We start from the raw sequence: 19,119 nt of genomic DNA on the forward strand, positions 1-19,119 counted from the left end.
TGGATGGAAGTAAGTCAAAATGGAATAACTGAGAGACTGCTAGGTTTTAATAAACTAGGCCGTACTCGCAAAATTGGGGAGAGGACGATACGTTTCTCTCTTTTTTCATGTAAAGAAAACAAACACTCTTTCGATTTAGTACAACATGAGTCAATAATTACGTTTGATGGAGATGATTACATTGTAAAAAATCTCAAGGAAAAAGGGAAAGGGGACAGTTTTCGAAAAGATGTGGTAGCAACTCATTCATTTTTTGGATTGGTAGATGATTTTTGCTATGAAGTGCAAAGTGGCTCTTTTACACTTGTAGAAGCATTAGATTATGTATTGAATGGTACAGGATACACCTACTCTGTTGAAGGTGTGTTTTACGCTCAATCTTTTGAAAATTTTGGAGATAGTAATCGCCATTCCATGTTCGTTGAAGTGATGAAACGATATGAAGCCGAATTTGAAGTAAATGGCAATCATATAACAATAAAGAAAAAAATTGGCCGACAAAGCGATTTCCAATTTCGATATAAGTACAACATTAAAGGGTTGTCAACATCGGGGAGCACACGTAATTTAAGTACATATATAGAGGGGTTTGGAGAAGATGGACTCCATGTCACATACACTTCTCCCAACGCTGCAAAAATCGGTATAAAACATGCTAAGCCTATAAGAGACGAAAGGTTTACAGATGAAACAGAACTCTTAAACAAGTTGAAAACTGTTCTAGTTGATGCACCAGAAATATCATTTTCTATCGATTTTATCGACTTGAGAAATGCGGGATTTCCTTTCGATGTGCCTGATGAGGGCGATGATGTGTTTTTGATTTATGAGCCGATGAGTCTTGATATAGAAATAAGGATTCTTGAAGTAGATGAGGAATTTGATAAATTTGAAAAACCAATTAAAACCAAGGTGACTCTTGGGAATGTTCGTCAAAGCATGTCTTCCAAACTAGCTAGTCAGCAAAAAAAATTGAGCAACATGACGGATGATACTGGTAAGGTTAAATTTTCGTTTTTGGATGCTCAAGTACAACGATCCACAGAAGCGCTACAATCTGCTCAGACAGAGGTTGAATTTAGTAATGGTTTAATACTTAGAGATAAAAATGATCCTAATTTACTCGTACTGTTGAATTCCAGCGGCGTAGGAATTAGTCGGAATAATGGTCAAACTTTTACCGAGGCGATTACGTCTGAGGGCTTTAATTTATCGGCAGGGGCTATCGGATATCTACTAGCTGATTACATTCGTGGTGGCACACTTTTATTAGGTGGACTTAATAATACAAACGGAAAATTCCAAGTGCAAGATGAGCAAGGGGAGATTATTGCTGATTTAGATGCTGAGCGTGGTGGCTTTAGTGATTTGTATGTTGCAAATCTGGATAGTCCCACCGTAGTAAAAAATGGAGGAAATGTTGGAACTTGGAACTTATATGTTGCAAGTTATAGCGTGATTAGTGGCTTTTCGCCGTCCGATGAAAACACAGGAAATGATTGGTACAGTCCACTTCGAACAATCAGTGAAGCAATGCGCAGAATCCCGACTTATTTTAGTGGAACTGTCAATATCATCCTAGCGGGATCTTTTAATGAAGATATTAGTGTAACTGGATTTTTAGGAGATGGAACTATCAATGTGGACGGTGAGACACGGAATCCAAGCGTCAATGGGCGAATATTTGTTGCAAAAAACACAGTGATGACACGCATTAACAATTTTACTCACTATGGTAACAATACTTACTCAAACATCCACATTGCTGATGGAGCTAAAGCACGAATTGACAGCGTAAAATCATTTGGAACAGGAAACACCTCTTTTCATCTGGATGTTAACTGGGGAGCTTTTGTCCAGGTGTTTGACAGTGAGTTTTATGATTGCAACAAGGCTATTTGCGCTCGCTATGGTGGAACAGTTATGCAACATAATAACAAAGGCCATGCAAATTCGTATGGTACGTACACCTACAGTGGAACGGTGAAAGGGTACGGTACGTGTCCAATAGGTGATTCTGCAACTTCTGGGAATGATGCAGGAGGTATTACTGACTTTACTTTTACTCCGGATGGAGGGTCGTATACACCTCCACCTCCACCAGAAACAACAAAGCAATGGTCTTCAAGAACAGATTCTGCTACTTATCGCCTAGACTTTAACTACTGGGATGACGACACCTTTAACAACATGGTACTGCAAGGAAAATATGCAGGCTACGGATTATATGAAGGTTGCTGGTTTTTCGGCTCTGATGTAAAGTCATCTGTCCAAAGTAAAACAATCAAACAGATTCGATTTAAACCAACTAGATTAAATCAAGGCGGCTACTCAACGGGGGTTCAGGTGACATTTCGCACTCATAATTATGCAACCAGGCCAAGCGGAAATCCATCTATTGGGAGTACAACAATGACAGCAAATTTTGCATGGGGAGAGTCAAAATGGATCACTTTGCCAGAATCATTCCACGATTTATTTGAAAACGGAACTGCACAAGGAATAGCGATATACACATCAAGCACTGCCGGAGATAAATATGCAAAGTTCGATGAGAACGCAACGCTGGAAATAACCTACTCTTAATGAGGTGACATTGATGAAACAACTGATTATTTATGATGACAACGAAAAGATATTAGACGTATTTCCAAATCTAAAAAAAGTCGAAATAGAAGATGATAGCATCTCGTGGGAGAACGGTGGATTAACTGGTCTCAAGCGAGATTTTTTAATTGTAAATAACACTGATGATATTAAAATTGGTAAATATTTGAGCGAGTACGCACTGCAAGAAGCAATAGATGACTTTCGATCAGAAAAAATAAAAAAAGAAGATGAGCTATTTCTGTTACAAGAAGAAAATGCTCAACTCATAATGGATTCGATGATAAAAGATTTTGCAATAAATCAAACAGAATCAGATTATGCTGCATTAATAATGGAGCTAGTAAGGAAAGGGGTGTTGTGATTGCAACAAACTTTAAGTATTGATTATTTCGCTACTGTAAAGCGTTACTATGACAAATTGATTTATTCAAGAGGGGATGTCGCATTGTTTGTCCAATATAATAAAATTTCTGTGGCTGAATACGAACAAATCACAGGAGAAGAATATGGGGGTGGGAATTAATGGAATTAGAAAATATACATAGTTTTACGTCAGTCAAACAAGGTGATACAAAGGCAATTTTTGAATTGAAAGTGGTTGATGAGGGAACACCAGTTGACTTGAATGACTACAATCCAGTCACAGTTATCATCGCTAATGCGAAAGGGAAAATATTAGAGCTTACTCCAACACTCGATGTAGAAACGGGTGTTTTTTCTTTCTCATTTTCTGAGGGCGATGTTACCGGATTCGGTGATATGCAATTGGAAGTGCATATCACAGATACAGATGAAAAGACAAATATTGTTCCCAATCAAGGGTATTACCGTTTTACTATTGAGAAGAATTTAGACTCCATCGGGACAACTCTCACAAGCTACACATTAGATTATTTTATAAACGATGTGGAACAAAAGAAAGTTGAATTACAATCCATTGCTGACCAAGCAATTGAAACAGCAAATAATGCAGAGAGTGTTGCTGACCAAGCGGAAGACACTGCTAACAATGTACAAACACAACTTGATTTAATTGTGAATCGAGAAACAGATTCGGACGCTATGTCTGCTCAAGCTGCAGTAGATGCTAACGGTGTAGACAAGTTTAATTTGAAGACGAGACTCGATGACGACTACAACGTGCTTACTGAACAGTTGGCCCATACAGCGAGCAAAGCAGAAGTAGATTCAAAAGTCGCTCAAATAGTCAGCGGATCTCCAAAAGGAACATACACAACCTTATCAGCATTGCAAACCGCTTTCCCTACCGGAACAACAGGTGTATATGTTGTAACCGCTGATGGAAAATGGTATTACTGGAACGGAACGGCATGGACAGCAGGTGGGACATATCAAAGCACGGGTATTTCTAAAAAATCAATAGGTACGGACAAAGTTAGCTTTATCAAAGAATCAAGTAACTTATTTAACCAAAATACAGTTACACAAGGGATTTATTTAGATTTGAGTGGGAATGTAGTTTCTTCACCTTCTTATTCAATGACAGATTTTATTCCTGTTGAGGTAGCAAAAGCCTATTCCGTTTATGGATTTATCCATTTTAGTCGTTTCGATTCTAATAAGCAGTTTATTAGTAGAAGTGATACAGGTGGGGCAACCGCTACTTATACGCACACTATTACAAGTGGAGTAGCTTTTGTAAAACTTAGTTTTCAACATGGAGTCGTACTAAATAGACAAGTGAACGAAGGTTCTACTCTAGCAGCTTACGAGAAATGGTTCACTCCTTATATAGAAAAAGTTAATGCTGCGACTTTAAGCGAGGGAATCGTTGAAGGCAAGCACGTTAAAGAAAAAGAAATAGGCTTCGAAAAAACAAACTTCATTAATAGATCAACCAATATTTTTGACATCAAAACAATAACTAGAGGCTTTAACCTTTCAAGTACCGATGGTTCTTTGGTTGCAAATAGTGCTTATGATACATCTGATTTCATTATTGTCAGTCCTTCAAAAGAATACACTTACTATGGTTTCTTAAATGTTGCTTATTATGACGCTAATAAGCAATTTATAAGTAGACCATTGTTAAGTTATTCAGGGCAAACATTGACTACTCCATCAAATGCGAAATATATTAGAGTACATTTTCAACCTAATAATAGCAATAAACCTCGTCAGATAAATGAAGGGAACACTCTACTGCCTTACGAAGAATTTTACAGTACATTCAAGAATGATACTGGATTGTCTGGCTTAAATATTCTGCTTAAAAAAGGTATCATAGACCCCCCAGACCGTTTTATGATAGATGTGTCTGTAGATGGTACTTACAATACAAATGAGACGTTTCCTGACTATACGACTTTTGGAACGATTTCGGCTAATGATGTATATACCATGTTCGATAATCTAATGTCACAATACCCTAACTATATTACTAAAGAATTGTTAGGAAATGATTCTATCGGCTTACCAATATACGCATACTATTTAACACCTGCTCTCCCTGCTGTTGATGTGCCTACCAAAATACCAAAATTGTTTCTTCCTTGCGGAGTTCACGGAAATGAGAAGGCTTCAACATTATCTACTTATTTGTTGATTAAACAAATGTGTGAAAAGTGGAACACTGACCCACTACTTGAAGCACTCCGATTCAATGTAAAATTTATTATTATTCCTGTAGCTAACCCTAGCGGTTGGAACGCTTTTACTAGGACGAATGTAAACGGAGTAGACATAAATCGTAATTTTCCTTTTGAGTGGGTACAAGGAACATCAGGAACAAGCACCTACGGAGGTTCAGCGCCTTTAAGTGAACTGGAAACCCAATATATTAAGTCTGTGTTCGACAATCATAAAGACATAAATTTTATGTATGATTTTCATAATTACCACACTGAAAGTAACGGAAACTATTTTCTGTGGATTCCGACAGCATCTGGCTCTTATGTACAACATATGGCGCAAACCTTGTTTAGCCGATTAACAAGAAAATGGAAAAGAGAGTTTGCATTCATACCCGAAAATTATTTTGCTGGATATGCAAACACCAAAGGAGAAGGCATGATTCAAAATTATGCTCAATCAATCGGCATCAAATATTCAGCAACATTTGAAATTTGCTGGAAGTGGGTATTAGACACTAACTCCGTACCTTATGACCAAAATATGTGTAAAACAGGCGTGGAAGCATTAGCGAACTGGCTATTGATTAATCTTAAAGAAATAACAAAATAATGTCATAGTCGGACACAATTGTGTAGTAGTGCGTATAAAGAAATTGTAAAAAGAAGGTAATGCCTCCTTTAATATTGAATAGAAATAAAAAAGGAGGCGTATTTAACTATGAAAGGGATTGTAGTATCTCCAGTAGAAATCATCGGGAAGAATAGTATCTCAGTAAATGGAACAATTGAACCAGAAAAACTTAGAAAGTACCTGTTATATTGGGATAAAATAGATTTTCCTCAGAGTAATATAATAGGTTTTGGCAATTCTCCAGATTTAGAATTCTTGGAAAACGCTGGTGTATTAAAGCGATCTAGATTCCACGTAAGGGGAGGAGGAGAAGTAGCAGATTTACACTTAAAAGTTCAATTAACTGCCTTGAGAAAAAACAATGATACTGAAAGAGGATGTTGGTCATTAGCACAAGAAGGAATTAATTTTGTGATTCCAACAAGAGAAACAGTATTAGATAGGTGTATAGAGCTAAGCCTTTATAATAGTTTACCAATTCCTTCAATAGAGTCTTCATTTGAAGATATTTTAACCTTTAAAGAAAGAAGAAATGATGAATTGTTAGAGTTTCGATTGTTATTGGACGGTATATTTCAAGAGATACTTAAGGCTGGTGATTCCGAAAGAGCAATTGAGACTCATTTGCATAAAATTGATAGACAAGTTGATGCTATAAGCAGGACGATGAATGAGTCAATTGGAAAAGTTTTGTGGAGCAATCTAAAAGTGCGTTTTGATGTAGGTGATTTAATAAGGAATACGACCATCGGAGCCTTTGGAGCCTCACAATTAGGGGTATCAGTCACTACTGGCGCAGCATTAGGATTGGCGTCTTCAATAAAACTAAATACAGAGATGCTATTGAAACCTAAAGGAATTCCAACAGAATTAAAAGATTTTGCTTATTTATTTTACGCTAATCAAGAATTGAAATAAATAAGCTTCGGAAAGGAGATTAACATGAATTTTACACTCGATTTATACAATCTCTTCTCAAAAAAATATATAGGGATAAGAATTCCGAAACCAATGTACCACTATGATAAACGAGGAAAACATGTGTGTAATTTCGGTTTTTGGAAATTTGAAGTCCAAGTATTCATACAGAAAACATAGAACACTAACGGAGAGTTGTTTATCGGCTCTCTTTTTTTATTGGAGGTGGGAAAAATGAGCAAATTTCCAAAGCAAAGTTGCTATTGTTTATTTTGTGATTGGGAGATAATAGATACACATAATAATCTAGACGGTATCCGTTGTCTTAAATGTAACGAACCTGTTACGATGGGTAAGCGAAAAGCTAAACAAAAAAAGAGGAGCATCAGTTTAACCTGATTTCTCCTCTTTTTCTAATACTTCTTTCTCTAATGCTTCAATGATTAATTCTCTGATTGCTTCATTTCGATTCGGAATTTGGTTTTCGTGCCAATACTCAGTGATTTTTTCAAGTAGTTCATTGGGAAAGGTCACTAGCACTTGTTTGTTCTTAGTTTTATCTACTGCCATCTAAAAGCACACCCTTTCTATAAGTATTATAAGTTATATAACTTGTAGTTGACAAGTAGTCAGAATACTTTTACAATCATTATATAAGTTATATAACCTATATAATGAAGAGGGGATGAGTAAAATGTATGATGGCGGCGAATACTTAATTACTGATTTGGTAAAATACATATCTACTAAAACACCCATTGATGTGGAAAGAACAAAAAACGAACTGTCTCTTTTGATGAGCGATTATCACACAACCAGAGTCGAAGAAACAGAAACTCATCCAGACCTCAATGATAAAATTGATCTGTTTTTAAATACAAAAACACTAGAAGGTTCTAGCACGAAAACAATAAAAGGCTATGATCTAGAGCTGCACCTCTTCTCAAAGCGAATTACTAAGAAAGCCGAAAACATTACATCTGCAGATATACGTACATACTTAGGTGAATTAAAAGGCATTCAAATGAGTACAATGGGGCGCAAATTATATGTGCTAAAAAGCTTCTTCGGATGGCTAAAAGAAGAAGAGTATATTGGCCGAGATCCAACAGCTAAACTAAAAGCACCTAAAACTAAAAAAGGTTTGCCAAAATCACTAAAAATAGAAGAATTAGAGATGCTTAGAGAGTCATGTGAGACGATAAGACAAAGAGCGTTGGTTGAAGTTTTATACTCAACTGGTTGCCGATTGAGTGAAATTGTTAACTTAAATAAAGGTGATATTAATTATCAGGAAATGAGTGCGAGAGTGTTGGGGAAGGGGAACAAGGAAAGATTGGTCTTCTTGTCACATAAGGCAATGTATCACCTTAGTAAATATTTAAACACTCGTCATGACGATTGTGAGTCCTTATTTGTTACTTTGAGAAAACCTTATCGCAGACCAAAAAATAGAACAGTTCAGCGAGAAGTAGATATTATCGCAGAGAATGCTCAAATTAAAACTAAAGTAAGTCCACATATATTTAGACATACGTTCGCTACTTTAACATTAAATAATGGCGCTGAGATTGTGGCTGTTCAGGAACTTCTTGGTCACACAAGCCCTGATACTACGTTGAGATATGCACGAATCACAGAGGAAAGAAAACGAGAGCAGCATAAGAAATATTTAGTAATGTAAAAGTGAGAGAAGTGTCCAATAGGACGCTTATTTTTTTTTGGTTTTTTAAGGAGGTGATGCACATGGAGCAACAATTAATAAAAATCGAAGCTGAGGTTGGTCAACTTAAACACGATTACTACAAGGATATCAATGATGTTAAAACTCGTCTTGCTGTAGCGGAGTCAAACATTAGTGACATTAAAGAGGATTTGTCATCAATTAAAACAAACACTGATTGGCTAAGACGTTCCTTTGCAAACGCAGGCATTGTTGGAATCGTTAGTCTTGTTGTGACTATAGCAGCAGGTGTGACTGTATGGCTGTTAACAAACTAGGAGGTTGCGAACATGGAAAGATTAAAAAATTATGTGCTATGGACTGCTGTTGCATCACTTGGAGGACTTGCATTGATTGATTTAAACTTGGTGGATTCTCTTGATAAGTATGAGGTGTATGTTGATAAGATTTTATACATATTAGTTTTACTTGGAGTTATCAATAACCCTTCACTTGGCAAAGGATTGAAGGATAAAGGGGGAGAATAGTAATGGTTAAATTAGTTTTAGACGCTGGACACTCACTAAAAACTCCAGGTAAGAGAACACCTGATGGAGAGCATGAGTGGTCATTTAATAATCAGCAATTACTAGCTTGTGAGAGGTATTTACAGCGATACGAAGGAGTTAAAATCATAAGGGTAGATGATCCAACAGGGAAGCGAGATATACCTCTAAAAGAGCGAACAGACAAGAGTAATGCCTTTGGTGCTGATGCGTATGTTTCGTTTCATAATAACGCTCTTTCGTTTGAGTGGGACAATCATGAGGGGATGGAGACGTTTAGTTACATAGGGCGAAATCCAAAGAGTGAAAAACTTCAGAGAGCCATTCACAAACACCTTATTAAAGCCACTAAGAATAAGAATCGTGGCATGAAAGAGGCTGACTTTCACGTTTTGCGTGAGACAAAAAATTGCGCTGCCGTACTGTGCGAATCATTTTTTATGGACTCTAGAACAGACATCAAAAAGCTACGTGATAAGCAATACCTCAAAGCAACAGGTGAAGCAATTGCGAAAGGGATTGTAGAATGTTATGGCTTGAAGAAAAAACCTAAACCGAAAAAACTTTACAAAGTACAAATTGGTGCATTTGGAAACAGAGACAATGCAGAGAAACTTGCTAAGTCAGCAGAAAGTAAAGGCTTCAAGACTTTTATTATTGAAGAATAATATACTTACTCCTCATTCTCCTAGTCGAGCGTGAGGAGTTTTTATTTGCTCTGTAATATTCTTATCGTTATCTATTATAACCTTCACAATTTTCACTTCTTTTGGAAACATTTGTTGCACTTCCTCGATCCACTTCCTCACTAATTCATGTAGTTTATCCTCCCTACAGCGAATCTGATTTGACATCCTTGCTTTGTTTTCTGCCACAATAAAATATAAATCAATGATGTAATTCTTCATTCGCTCACCTTTTGGTACAGATCCTCAACCTTACAATCTAATAATTCTGCCAATATGTAGGCTTTGTCAATAGGTATCAAACTGTGGTCTGTTTCATAATTCCTAAATTGTTTTACACTTACCTCTAATCTCTCTGCGATAAATTTCTTTTTTAATCCACTTTCATCAACTAACTTTTCAATATTGCTTTTTAATTTCATCGTCATCACCTAATTTAAAAATTCTACATACATCTTATTTTCTCCTTTTAGAAAATTAAATTAGATAGTACAGGCAATATAATTTCCGTTTTGCATACATTGAATTATACGAAGAAGAGGAGAGTGAGCAAAATGGGGATATTTTCGTTAGGAATGGCTCTTGTTTCTGGATTCGGCGGAAGCTTGATATTGATTGCTTTATTGGAGAAAGCAGGACTAAGTATAAATGAGGATATGCTGAGGCTTGTGATGGAGGTTGTGAAGTTTGGATCAATCTTCTGGCTATTAAATGAACTTAGCAAACTATTCTTCTAAGTCGAGGACAATGACAAATTCATTTTGTGAAAAATACAATGAAGTCTTCAACCTCATTATTATCAATTACCAGCCTTGTCCATGAGTCTTCAATTTTTTTGCAACTGATATGTCTATTAACATATCTTTTTCCGATGTTTCTCATCAAAAAAAACAGGAGGTTGTACAATGTGGGAGATATTAGCTTTGCCATTTTTAGCATTTGGAGCAGCGCTCATTCCTAGTAAAAAAACTGATTTAAAGAAAATAGATGAAGTGTTCGAGAATATGGATATTTGTATAAAAAAAGGTGAGTCAATTATGTACCCTAAATTGAGAAATAAAAAGCAATCAGAAACCCATTCTACCTACAGTTACTCATTACCTAACGGCTTACCTTCTGACAAGGTTGAAGTGGCTAAAATCGCAATCTGTGAGGCTTTAAAAAAAGAAATAGACATTGAATATAAAGGGATTCTTTTGATTCGTGCATACAAAAATAAACTCCCTGACAAGTGGAAATACGATGAAGGATTGATAAGGGAGAAAACTTGGGAAGTACCAATTGGAAAAAATCATGAGGGAATCTTATACCATGATTTTGACAAGTACCCTCACATGCTAATTGGAGGTGTCACAAGATTTGGAAAAACAGTTTTTATGAAGAACATTTTTAACACACTTTTGATAAATCAACCTGCAAACAGTAAATTTTACTTTCTCGATCTTAAAGGTGGTCTTGAGTTCTCAAAATATCTCGGCTTACCTCAAGTCAAAGGTGTAGCTTCAGATGTATATGAAGCAGTTTCGCTACTGGATGAAATAATTTATCTGGTAAAAGAGCGAGAAAAATTATTTAAACAAAATGGTTGGACTAATGTTGTGGACTCTCCAATAAAGGAAAGAATCTTTGTCATAGTTGATGAAGGAGCAGAATTATCCCCTAAAATTGTTCAAGGGGAAAAGAAAAAATATGCTGAAGCATGTCAGTCAGCGCTCTCAGAAATTGCAAGGATCGCTGGTGGGCTTGGTGTTAGATTAGTGTATGGAACGCAATATCCGACAAAAGAGGCTGTTCCGATGCAAATAAAAATGAACATTGTCGCTCGTGTTTCGTTTGTTTGTGCAGCTCAAATAGCAAGTAGAGTATTACTTGATGAGATTGGCGCAGAGAGTTTACCTGCTATACCTGGCAGAGCAATCTATAAAATTGAGAAAAATAGAATTGTGCAAGCGCCATATATCGATGACAAGATGATGTTTAAAATGATGGAGGAGGCGAAAGTTGATGATATCCAAACAGGAACGAATCGAGAAGTTATTGACCACAATTGACTTGTTGGGAGTGGCTACGATTAAACAGTTGATGCAGATACATGACTTAAAAAGCTATCGTAACGCAGCAAGGATTATTAGTGATACATTGTCACCATTTTTAAATCAAACCTACTACAATAAGCAAAAAATATTTTACTTAAATAAAGATGGAAGAGAGTTAATTGGATCAAATAAGGAGATAAAGAAGTCCCCAATTATAGAGCACACTTTACTGAGGAATGAAGTGTATTTGTATTGTCAATGTCCTCGTGATTGGCGAGTGGAATGTAGGTTGGAGAGTAAGCAAAAAAACCTTAATCTGAAAGCAATTCAAGTCAGTGGATTGAAACCAGCGAATAGTTTAAAAGTAGTCGCAGACGCTGTATACGCAAAGAATGGCTATGTCTATTTCATTGAGGTAGACAATATGCAAACGATGCTGGAGAATCAAAAGAAGGTGGAAAAGTATGCTGAAATAATACCGAAAATTCGAGATCAGTTTAACAATGCTTGTCCGATATTGTGTGTTTATACAACAACAGATACACGAAAAAAGAAGTTTGCGGAGATGCTGCAGAAGAAAGGAATTAGGCATGAGGTTAGAACTTTTGGGGAGATAAACTAGAAGTTTTGGAAAGTCTTTAATCAGGCTTTCCTTTTTTATTTATCAATTGATAAAACATTGATTATGTCGTAGTCTTAATATAAAATAGGATTCCCAAAAAAAGGAGAAGCTATGAATAAAACTAAAGTCGCAGCTTATTGTCGTGTTAGCACAAATTCCGATGATCAGAAAAATAGTTTTGAAAATCAGAAGAAGTTTTTTGAAAACATGAAAGATGATAAAAAGTATGAGATAGTAAATATCTATGCTGACGAAGGGATCAGTGGGGTAAGCTTAAAAAAGAGAGAGCAATTTTTGCAGATGATTTTCGATGCAGGGATAGATTTTGAAAAAAGAAAGAACAATTACGAGTTCGATGCAGATAACAAGCGAGACTCCAAATTTAGAAAAATATTAATAAAAGACATTTCTAGATTTTCAAGGAATATGGACATCATTCCACTTTACCGCAGCTTAGTAAAAAAAGGTGTATCCTTAGTTCTTGTTAATCAGGGCCTTGAACTTTCAAAAGAATCGGATGAATTTTATTTGAACTTATTACTAAATTTTGCTCAACAGGAAAGTCTAGATCGAGGAGAAAAAGTTCGGTTCGGTCTAAAGGAGAGTGCTAAAAAGGGTAGAATTAAGTTTTCTCGGGACTTATTTGGCTTTAAGTACATTGCCGAAACGCAAAAAGTGGAAATTGTTGAAGAAGAAGCAAAAATTGTAAGATACATTTTTGACCTCTATGTAAACAAAGAGTTGGGAGTTAGGAGAATAACACAACTGCTCAAAAAACAAGGACACAAAACACGAGCAGGTAAGTTTTTTGGGAATTCTACAGTCACAAGGATGATTTCGAATCAAAAATATTGTGGTGACATGGTGTATTTTAGATATGACACCGGCACAGTTTTAAATAAAAATGCAACGTATAAATATCGACCGGAAGAAGAATGGATTGTCCATGAAAATTTAATCCCTTCCATCATCCCAAGAGAAATGTTTTATAAGGCTCAAGAGTTAAGAAAAAGCAGAGGGAGTAAGACTGGGAAATTTAGAGGGGTAAAACACGCTAATACAACTTACTCAAATATAATTATTTGTGGTAATTGTGGAGCATTTTACGGAAGAAATAGTGCAAATGGTGCCTATTTTTTGAACTGTATGACTAAAAAGCGTTTTGGAATCACGGAATGCGACTATCCAAACATAAAAGAAGAAGAAATCGATAATTTGATTGACAGAATTTGCAAAAGCTTAATGTACAAATTTTTTCTTTACCAAAAAAATGAAAGCCTTGAATTATTGACCAATCTTAAATTAGATTTACTTAAAAAAGCTGAAGAGGAAACACCACCTGAGTATTTTCAAAATAAAAAATCCATTCAAAAATTAAGCAATAAAAAAGAAAAACTATTGAGTTTGTACTTAGAGGACACAATCAATAAGGGGACGCTTGATAAAAAACTAAAGGAAATAAATGAAGAAATAGAAATTATCGAAAATGCACAATTTAAGTTGTCAATGCCTGCTGAAGAAATCAAAGCTCATACATTAAACATCGATAAAAGAATAAAAGAATTACAAAACATTCAAATTAAAAAAGTTTTTGAAAAGAAAGAAATAGTTGATTTAATCGACAAGATTGAAATTTCACACGTATACAGAAACGCTGATCTAAAAGTTGTTTTCAAATTTGAGCAGACGGTGAATAAAGCTATCACTCTTCTAGACAGTTCTAGAGAAAATGAGGAAATAAAGAAGATTACTCCCCCAGCAATTTATTATACTATTAAATTACCAAATAATATTAAACCTAGAATCCCAGAAAATGCTTATGTTTTGAGAGATGGCGTATCCCAAGAAGAGGTTGATGCAATAATAAAAAAAGATCAGGAAGAAAGAGATGAAAAATATAAGAGACTTGTGAAGGAATAACATTGACTTTGTAGCCAATAACGTCAGAGGTTGGTTTCCCGATTATTGTCACACTTTATTTGCTTCACCGAATCGAAAAGAAGCTAGAAGATGTGATTACATCCATCCAAACCTTACCGGATAAATTAAATGGGTGAAAAATTCAATCCAGATGACTGAAAGTAAATAAGAGCACAGAAAAATTGCTTATAGAAAAGGCATGGCCAAAAACCTTGAAATAGAGGATTTTGGCTTTTTTTGTATACATATGAAAACACCAAATGTAAAGAATGTAGGTAGAATCATCGACTTTGTTCTTTTCTTCCTTTTCGAAAGGGGAGGAAGAGGGAAAAAATCTCGTATTTAGTTTTGCCCATTGTGATTCATTCTTTAAGGAATATACGTTCTCATGGTAAAATAGGAAACAAGAGAAACAAGAGAAACATGAGAAAAGGGGAGGATTAAATGAAAATTATTCATACAGCGGATTGGCATTTAGGAAAGCTCGTTCATGGACTTTATATGACGGAGGAGCAGCGGGAGGTATTGAAGCAGTTTGTCGAATTGGTTCAAGAAGAAAAGCCTGATGCAGTAGTGATTGCTGGTGATTTGTATGATCGAAGCGTACCGCCAACTGCAGCAGTCGAGCTATTAGATGAAGTATTATTTAAAATCAATGTGGAGCTAAAAACCCCCGTCGTAGCGATTTCAGGCAATCATGATTCCGCTGAACGTCTTCACTTCGGCTCGTCCTGGTACAAGCATAACCAATTTTATTTACAAGGAAAACTGGACGAATCTTTTACACCATTTCACATTAAGGGAGTAAATTTTTATGGGGTTCCCTATGCTGAACCTGGTACAGTGAAGCAAATACTTCAAGATGATAGTATTTCATCACATCATGATGCAATGAAAGCGATTGTTGGAAAAATAGAAGAGTCATTAAATCCAAATGAAACCAATGTCTTCGTGGGCCATGCGTTTGTTCTGGGCGGAAAAGAAACAGAATCAGAACGAACTCTTTCGGTTGGGGGAACAGGGTGTGTAGGTGCTGAATTATTTGCTCCGTTTACTTATACAGCACTCGGACATCTTCATAGTCCAGATGCTATTCAGCATCAAACCGTCCGTTATTCAGGTTCACTGCTTAAATATTCTTTTTCAGAAGCACAGCAACGGAAAAGTGTTTCAATTATCGAATTCGATGACAAGGGCTCGTTTACGAGAGAAGAAAGAAGCCTACAGCCAAAAAGAGACATGCGAGAAATTGAAGGTCATTTAGAAGAACTCCTATCCCCATCATTCTTTCAATCTCAGAAAGTGGATGATTTTTTAAAGGTCACTTTGCTCGATCAAGGGTCTCTCTTTGATCCCATAAATAAATTACGGCAGGTCTATCCGAATGTTCTTCATTTGGAACGGAAAATTGAACATATTAACGCCAAACAAAAAAAAGTATATTCGGCATCGTTTGATCGGAAAAAATCGGATTTAGATTTATTTCAGCAATTCTATGAAGAAATGACGACCGAAAGGTTTACTGATAAAAAGAAACAAACGATGACAAATATTATCCAACAAGCGAAAAGAGAGGTGGAAAGCAGATGAAACCCCTTCAACTTACCATGCAAGCATTTGGCCCGTACGCTGGCGTAGAAAAAATCGACTTTACTGCTTTGGAGAGCCGAACAATGTTTGTGATTTCAGGAAAGACTGGTTCAGGAAAAACGACCATTTTTGACGGGATTTCGTTTGCTATTTACGGAAAAGCGAGTGGAGAAGATCGAATTGGTACAGAGTTACGGAGCCAATTTGCAAAAGAGGATATCTCAACCGAAGTGCAATTAGTGTTTAGCCTGCGCGGGAAAAAGTATGAGATTCACCGCTCTCCACAACAAGAGAAAAAGAAAGAACGCGGTGAAGGCTATCGAATGGTGAACGCGAAAGCCGAACTTTATCAGTTTCACGAAAATGGTGAAAAGGAGTTGCTTGCTGCGTCAGTGCGGGATACAGATGAAAAAATCAGTGAAATCATTCAACTTGATGCGAACCAGTTTAGACAAATTCTCATGATTCCGCAAGGTGATTTTCGAAAACTATTAACGTCTGATAGTAAGGAGAAAGAACTGATTCTGCAGCGCTTATTTCATACAGAGTTTTATAAGGAAATTCAAGAAAAACTTAAGCTACAAGCAAGTGAACTGAAGCAGCAAGTGGAACATTCCATTCAAGAGCGGACTCGTTTATTGAAAAACATCATCGTTTCTCATGTGAAGGAACTAGAAGAAAGCTTGCAGGCGGAACATCTTAATGATCGGGAAATTCTATCTTTATTGGAAAATGAACTAAAAAAGATGGAGCTTCAATATAGTCAAACGGAAACAGAGAACAAGCTTATGAAACAAAATCGGGATCATCTTCAACAGAAAATCGTAGAAGCAAGAAATACCAATCAACAATTTGATCAACGAGAAAGACTCCAAACACGCCTTCTTGAACTTGAAGCAATGAACGAAATTTTCTTAGGAAAAGAAGAAGAAAGAAAACTTGCAACGAAAGCGGCAGTGATACAAAAGCAAGATGAATTGTGTTTACGAATGAAAAATGATTTGAATGTGATTGAAAAGAGAGTGCTAGAGCTTCAAGAAGAAGAGAAAAGAAGTCAAGACTTTCAGCTCAAAGCGGAAACTAGGTATCAAGAACAGGTGAATAAAGAAAGTAATCGCGAAAAAGCCAGGGAAGAGGTTCATTATTTAAAAAGCTTAGGGGATGATGTCGCTCAATATGCCTTGCAAGCAGCGAGGACAGACCAACTTGAAAAAAAGATCAATCAATTCACCTTGCTTCAAGAAGAAAAGGATCAATACATACAAGAAATCTCGCAAAAACTTCAAGTGAAGGAAAACGTTCTTCAAAACGAAGGAGATTTAAAGCTTGCCGTAATTGAGCTTGAAAGAAAAGGAGAGAAACAGGATCAATATAGAAAACGACTAACCCAGTATTCTCAATTGCAGGGAGAATCCCAAGTACTTAAGAGCCAGATTCAAAAGTATTCAGCGGATTTAAAGCGGCAGAAAGGGATATTGGCGGATCATAAAGGAACGTTGGAATTTCTAGAGAATCAGTGGAAACAAGCGCAAGCCAGTTTTCTTGCAAAAGGGTTAGGAGAGAATGAGTCATGTCCAGTTTGTGGTTCGACAGATCATCCACATCCGAATATCGATGAAACAGAGCTTCCAAGTGAGGAAGAATTAACGGAGGCTAAGAGGACCATTGCTTCTCAAGAGGCAGAAACGTCCAATGTAGAACGGAAATGGATTACTCTTCAATCCAATTCAACGGCTCTTGAAACACGAATGGAGGAAGTAGAACGAGACATACGAGACCAAACCGCTTCTTTTTTACCAGAGTTTACAAAGGAATTGATTAATCAAGCAAATGAAGAAATGAACAACCTCAAGGTTTCGCAGATGAAGGTGAAACAGGAGATTCAGCAGTTTGAGCAACAAAAAAAAGAAGTTCAGCAATTAAAGGAAGCTGTAACGAAAGAAGAGGAAAAGCGGGAGGAACTGCGAAAGCAATTCGAAGACCTGAAAACCCAGTATTTAACGCAAAAGGCTTCGTTTGACCAATTAGAGAAAAAAGTTCCTGAGAACCTTCGAAATCTAGAGGCATTTCAAGCTACTTTTCGAAAAGCAACGGCAAATCAAGATCGTTTGTTAAAGGAATTTGAAGATGCGAAAGAAAAACGGCAACAGATTACGCAGTCGCTTTCTATTTTGAAAGCGAGACTGTCTGATGCTCGGTCTAACCAAGAAGGAAAATTTGCGGAATTGACTCAAGAGCGAGATGTATTTAAGGAAATGCTAGAGAGAGAAGGGTTTCAAGGATATAAAGCGTATGCTTCTGCCAAAAGAACCGACGAGCAAGTAAATCAAATCGAAGTTGAAATTCGTGAATTCCGCGAAGAAAAGCGCTCGGTTCGAGATCAAGTTGAAGTCTTAAATGTTACATTAAATGGCAAAGTCCGGTCTAAGATTGATGAGCTGATAGAACAATTTTCACTAATGGAAGAAAAGCTGAAGACATTGGCCCAGGATATGATGAACATGAAGCAAATGCTGTTACAAAATAAAAGCATTAAATCGTCTGTATTAGAAATGAATAAAAGTTTGAAAGAGCTAGAAGAGACGTACCAAGTGATTGGACACTTAGCAGAAATTTCTCGCGGTCAAAACACACATCGGATCACGTTTGAGCGCTATGTGTTGGCCTCTTTCTTAGACGAAATTCTCCAAGTAGCAAATGGACGATTAACAAAAATGACGTCAGGAAGGTATCAGCTTTTGCGAAAAACAGATCGTGCTAGAGGCAATGTTCAAAGTGGATTAGAGCTATTAGTGTTTGACCAATATACTGGACAAGAGCGACATGTAAAAACATTGTCTGGTGGTGAAAGTTTTAAAGCATCGCTTGCGCTTGCACTCGGTTTAGCAGATGTGGTACAGCAGCATGCGGGTGGTGTTTCACTTGAAACAATATTCATCGATGAGGGATTTGGTACGTTAGATCCGGAATCATTGGATCAGGCGATCGAAGCGTTAATGGATATTCAAAGCAGTGGTCGGTTAGTCGGTATAATTTCACACGTACCAGAGCTGAAAGAACGAATTGATGCCAGATTAGAAGTTGAGACAACACAAGTTGGAAGCACGACCAGATTTGAATTTTTGAATTAATTAACAATAGAGAAGGCTGTTTTAGCAAAGTTAGTTACCAATTGGGATTTTTCTTACAATTCACATAAAGTAATAAGGAGAATAAATGAAACTGTTGTGAAAAAAATTTCCGCGAGTTTGGGGATAGCTTGAATATGAATAGGTTCTAGTAT

At 36.5% G+C, this 19,119-nt stretch carries 19 protein-coding genes; 16 read left to right on the forward strand and 3 right to left on the reverse strand.

Going from position 1 to position 19,119, the window contains the following annotated elements; all coding sequences use genetic code 11:
* Window positions 1-3: 3 nt before the first annotated feature.
* The 5 genes from U8D43_RS14870 to U8D43_RS14890 all read left to right on the forward strand — a co-directional run bounded on the left by U8D43_RS14870 (window position 4) and on the right by U8D43_RS14890 (window position 6,753).
* Window positions 4-2,586, forward strand: a complete 2,583-nt coding sequence (locus U8D43_RS14870; protein WP_335871969.1) for a phage tail protein — start codon at window positions 4-6, stop codon at window positions 2,584-2,586.
* Between the two features lie 13 nt (window positions 2,587-2,599).
* Window positions 2,600-2,971: a hypothetical protein gene (locus tag U8D43_RS14875; protein WP_335871970.1), complete on the forward strand. Its 372-nt coding sequence runs from the start codon at window positions 2,600-2,602 to the stop codon at window positions 2,969-2,971.
* A complete protein-coding gene (locus tag U8D43_RS14880; protein WP_335871971.1) occupies window positions 2,972-3,133 on the forward strand; it encodes an XkdX family protein in 162 nt (53 codons plus the stop codon).
* Complete coding sequence (locus U8D43_RS14885; protein ID WP_335871972.1) at window positions 3,133-5,814, forward strand: M14 family zinc carboxypeptidase; 2,682 nt, start codon at window positions 3,133-3,135, stop codon at window positions 5,812-5,814. The genes U8D43_RS14880 and U8D43_RS14885 overlap by 1 nt, the downstream gene beginning before the upstream one ends.
* A 108-nt stretch (window positions 5,815-5,922) precedes the next feature.
* The gene (locus tag U8D43_RS14890) at window positions 5,923-6,753 is read left to right on the forward strand and encodes a DUF6236 family protein (RefSeq protein ID WP_335871973.1); all 831 of its coding nucleotides are present in this window, start codon (window positions 5,923-5,925) and stop codon (window positions 6,751-6,753) included.
* Between the two features lie 390 nt (window positions 6,754-7,143).
* On the opposite strand, the gene U8D43_RS14895 is transcribed toward U8D43_RS14890, so the two are convergent.
* Entirely contained in the window at window positions 7,144-7,323 is a 180-nt protein-coding gene (locus U8D43_RS14895) for a ribbon-helix-helix domain-containing protein (RefSeq protein ID WP_335871974.1), read from the reverse strand.
* Window positions 7,324-7,447: 124 nt separating this feature from the next.
* Here U8D43_RS14895 and xerA point away from each other — a divergent pair, with 124 nt between their 5' ends.
* The 4 genes from xerA to U8D43_RS14915 all read left to right on the forward strand — a co-directional run bounded on the left by xerA (window position 7,448) and on the right by U8D43_RS14915 (window position 9,650).
* Entirely contained in the window at window positions 7,448-8,437 is a 990-nt protein-coding gene (xerA, locus tag U8D43_RS14900; protein ID WP_335871975.1) for a site-specific tyrosine recombinase/integron integrase, read from the forward strand.
* A 62-nt stretch (window positions 8,438-8,499) separates the two neighbouring features.
* Window positions 8,500-8,754, forward strand: coding sequence for a hemolysin XhlA family protein (locus tag U8D43_RS14905; RefSeq protein WP_335871976.1), 255 nt, complete (start codon window positions 8,500-8,502; stop codon window positions 8,752-8,754).
* A 12-nt stretch (window positions 8,755-8,766) separates the two neighbouring features.
* Window positions 8,767-8,964: a phage holin family protein gene (locus U8D43_RS14910; RefSeq protein WP_335871978.1), complete on the forward strand. Its 198-nt coding sequence runs from the start codon at window positions 8,767-8,769 to the stop codon at window positions 8,962-8,964.
* 2 nt (window positions 8,965-8,966) lie between these two features.
* Window positions 8,967-9,650 carry an N-acetylmuramoyl-L-alanine amidase gene (locus tag U8D43_RS14915; protein ID WP_335871979.1) on the forward strand — a complete coding sequence of 228 codons (684 nt, stop codon included), beginning with the start codon at window positions 8,967-8,969 and terminating at the stop codon, window positions 9,648-9,650.
* Window positions 9,651-9,662: 12 nt separating this feature from the next.
* Here the strand turns inward: U8D43_RS14915 and U8D43_RS14920 are convergent, their stop codons facing one another.
* Both U8D43_RS14920 and U8D43_RS14925 read right to left on the reverse strand, forming a co-directional pair.
* Complete coding sequence (locus U8D43_RS14920; RefSeq protein WP_335871980.1) at window positions 9,663-9,890, reverse strand: hypothetical protein; 228 nt, start codon at window positions 9,888-9,890, stop codon at window positions 9,663-9,665.
* Window positions 9,887-10,090, reverse strand: a complete 204-nt coding sequence (locus tag U8D43_RS14925) for a helix-turn-helix domain-containing protein (protein WP_335871981.1) — start codon at window positions 10,088-10,090, stop codon at window positions 9,887-9,889. The genes U8D43_RS14920 and U8D43_RS14925 overlap by 4 nt, the downstream gene beginning before the upstream one ends.
* Window positions 10,091-10,222: 132 nt before the next feature.
* Here U8D43_RS14925 and U8D43_RS14930 point away from each other — a divergent pair, with 132 nt between their 5' ends.
* From U8D43_RS14930 to U8D43_RS14960, 7 genes are all read left to right on the forward strand, one after another.
* The gene (locus tag U8D43_RS14930; protein WP_335871982.1) at window positions 10,223-10,405 is read left to right on the forward strand and encodes a hypothetical protein; all 183 of its coding nucleotides are present in this window, start codon (window positions 10,223-10,225) and stop codon (window positions 10,403-10,405) included.
* Between the two features lie 168 nt (window positions 10,406-10,573).
* The gene (locus tag U8D43_RS14935) at window positions 10,574-11,719 is read left to right on the forward strand and encodes an FtsK/SpoIIIE domain-containing protein (RefSeq protein WP_335871983.1); all 1,146 of its coding nucleotides are present in this window, start codon (window positions 10,574-10,576) and stop codon (window positions 11,717-11,719) included.
* On the forward strand, window positions 11,673-12,326 hold the full coding sequence (locus U8D43_RS14940) for a replication-relaxation family protein (RefSeq protein ID WP_335871985.1): 654 nt from the start codon (window positions 11,673-11,675) through the stop codon (window positions 12,324-12,326). The genes U8D43_RS14935 and U8D43_RS14940 overlap by 47 nt, the downstream gene beginning before the upstream one ends.
* 111 nt (window positions 12,327-12,437) lie before the next feature.
* A complete protein-coding gene (locus tag U8D43_RS14945) occupies window positions 12,438-14,246 on the forward strand; it encodes a recombinase family protein (RefSeq protein ID WP_335871986.1) in 1,809 nt (602 codons plus the stop codon).
* Window positions 14,247-14,263: 17 nt separating this feature from the next.
* On the forward strand, window positions 14,264-14,383 hold the full coding sequence (locus U8D43_RS14950; protein WP_335872012.1) for a YvrJ family protein: 120 nt from the start codon (window positions 14,264-14,266) through the stop codon (window positions 14,381-14,383).
* A 307-nt stretch (window positions 14,384-14,690) separates the two neighbouring features.
* The gene (locus U8D43_RS14955; RefSeq protein ID WP_335871987.1) at window positions 14,691-15,836 is read left to right on the forward strand and encodes an exonuclease SbcCD subunit D; all 1,146 of its coding nucleotides are present in this window, start codon (window positions 14,691-14,693) and stop codon (window positions 15,834-15,836) included.
* Window positions 15,833-18,967: an AAA family ATPase gene (locus U8D43_RS14960; RefSeq protein WP_335871988.1), complete on the forward strand. Its 3,135-nt coding sequence runs from the start codon at window positions 15,833-15,835 to the stop codon at window positions 18,965-18,967. The genes U8D43_RS14955 and U8D43_RS14960 overlap by 4 nt, the downstream gene beginning before the upstream one ends.
* Window positions 18,968-19,119 lie beyond the last annotated feature (152 nt).

The sequence above is a fragment of the Bacillus sp. 2205SS5-2 genome, assembly GCF_037024155.1.
GTDB lineage: Bacteria > Bacillota > Bacilli > Bacillales > Bacillaceae_K > Bacillus_CI.

Bases quoted from the DNA above. Each gene is read 5' to 3' on its own strand.
- U8D43_RS14870 (WP_335871969.1), top strand. From the start codon at position 4: ATGGAAGTAAGTCAAAATGGAATAACTGAGAGACTGCTAGGTTTTAAT.
- U8D43_RS14875 (WP_335871970.1), top strand. From the start codon at position 2,600: ATGAAACAACTGATTATTTATGATGACAACGAAAAGATATTAGACGTA.
- U8D43_RS14885 (WP_335871972.1), top strand. From the start codon at position 3,133: ATGGAATTAGAAAATATACATAGTTTTACGTCAGTCAAACAAGGTGAT.
- U8D43_RS14890 (WP_335871973.1), top strand. From the start codon at position 5,923: ATGAAAGGGATTGTAGTATCTCCAGTAGAAATCATCGGGAAGAATAGT.
- U8D43_RS14895 (WP_335871974.1), bottom strand. From the start codon at position 7,323: ATGGCAGTAGATAAAACTAAGAACAAACAAGTGCTAGTGACCTTTCCC.
- xerA (WP_335871975.1), top strand. From the start codon at position 7,448: ATGTATGATGGCGGCGAATACTTAATTACTGATTTGGTAAAATACATA.
- U8D43_RS14905 (WP_335871976.1), top strand. From the start codon at position 8,500: ATGGAGCAACAATTAATAAAAATCGAAGCTGAGGTTGGTCAACTTAAA.
- U8D43_RS14910 (WP_335871978.1), top strand. From the start codon at position 8,767: ATGGAAAGATTAAAAAATTATGTGCTATGGACTGCTGTTGCATCACTT.
- U8D43_RS14915 (WP_335871979.1), top strand. From the start codon at position 8,967: ATGGTTAAATTAGTTTTAGACGCTGGACACTCACTAAAAACTCCAGGT.
- U8D43_RS14920 (WP_335871980.1), bottom strand. From the start codon at position 9,890: ATGAAGAATTACATCATTGATTTATATTTTATTGTGGCAGAAAACAAA.
- U8D43_RS14925 (WP_335871981.1), bottom strand. From the start codon at position 10,090: ATGAAATTAAAAAGCAATATTGAAAAGTTAGTTGATGAAAGTGGATTA.
- U8D43_RS14930 (WP_335871982.1), top strand. From the start codon at position 10,223: ATGGGGATATTTTCGTTAGGAATGGCTCTTGTTTCTGGATTCGGCGGA.
- U8D43_RS14935 (WP_335871983.1), top strand. From the start codon at position 10,574: ATGTGGGAGATATTAGCTTTGCCATTTTTAGCATTTGGAGCAGCGCTC.
- U8D43_RS14940 (WP_335871985.1), top strand. From the start codon at position 11,673: ATGATATCCAAACAGGAACGAATCGAGAAGTTATTGACCACAATTGAC.
- U8D43_RS14945 (WP_335871986.1), top strand. From the start codon at position 12,438: ATGAATAAAACTAAAGTCGCAGCTTATTGTCGTGTTAGCACAAATTCC.
- U8D43_RS14955 (WP_335871987.1), top strand. From the start codon at position 14,691: ATGAAAATTATTCATACAGCGGATTGGCATTTAGGAAAGCTCGTTCAT.
- U8D43_RS14960 (WP_335871988.1), top strand. From the start codon at position 15,833: ATGAAACCCCTTCAACTTACCATGCAAGCATTTGGCCCGTACGCTGGC.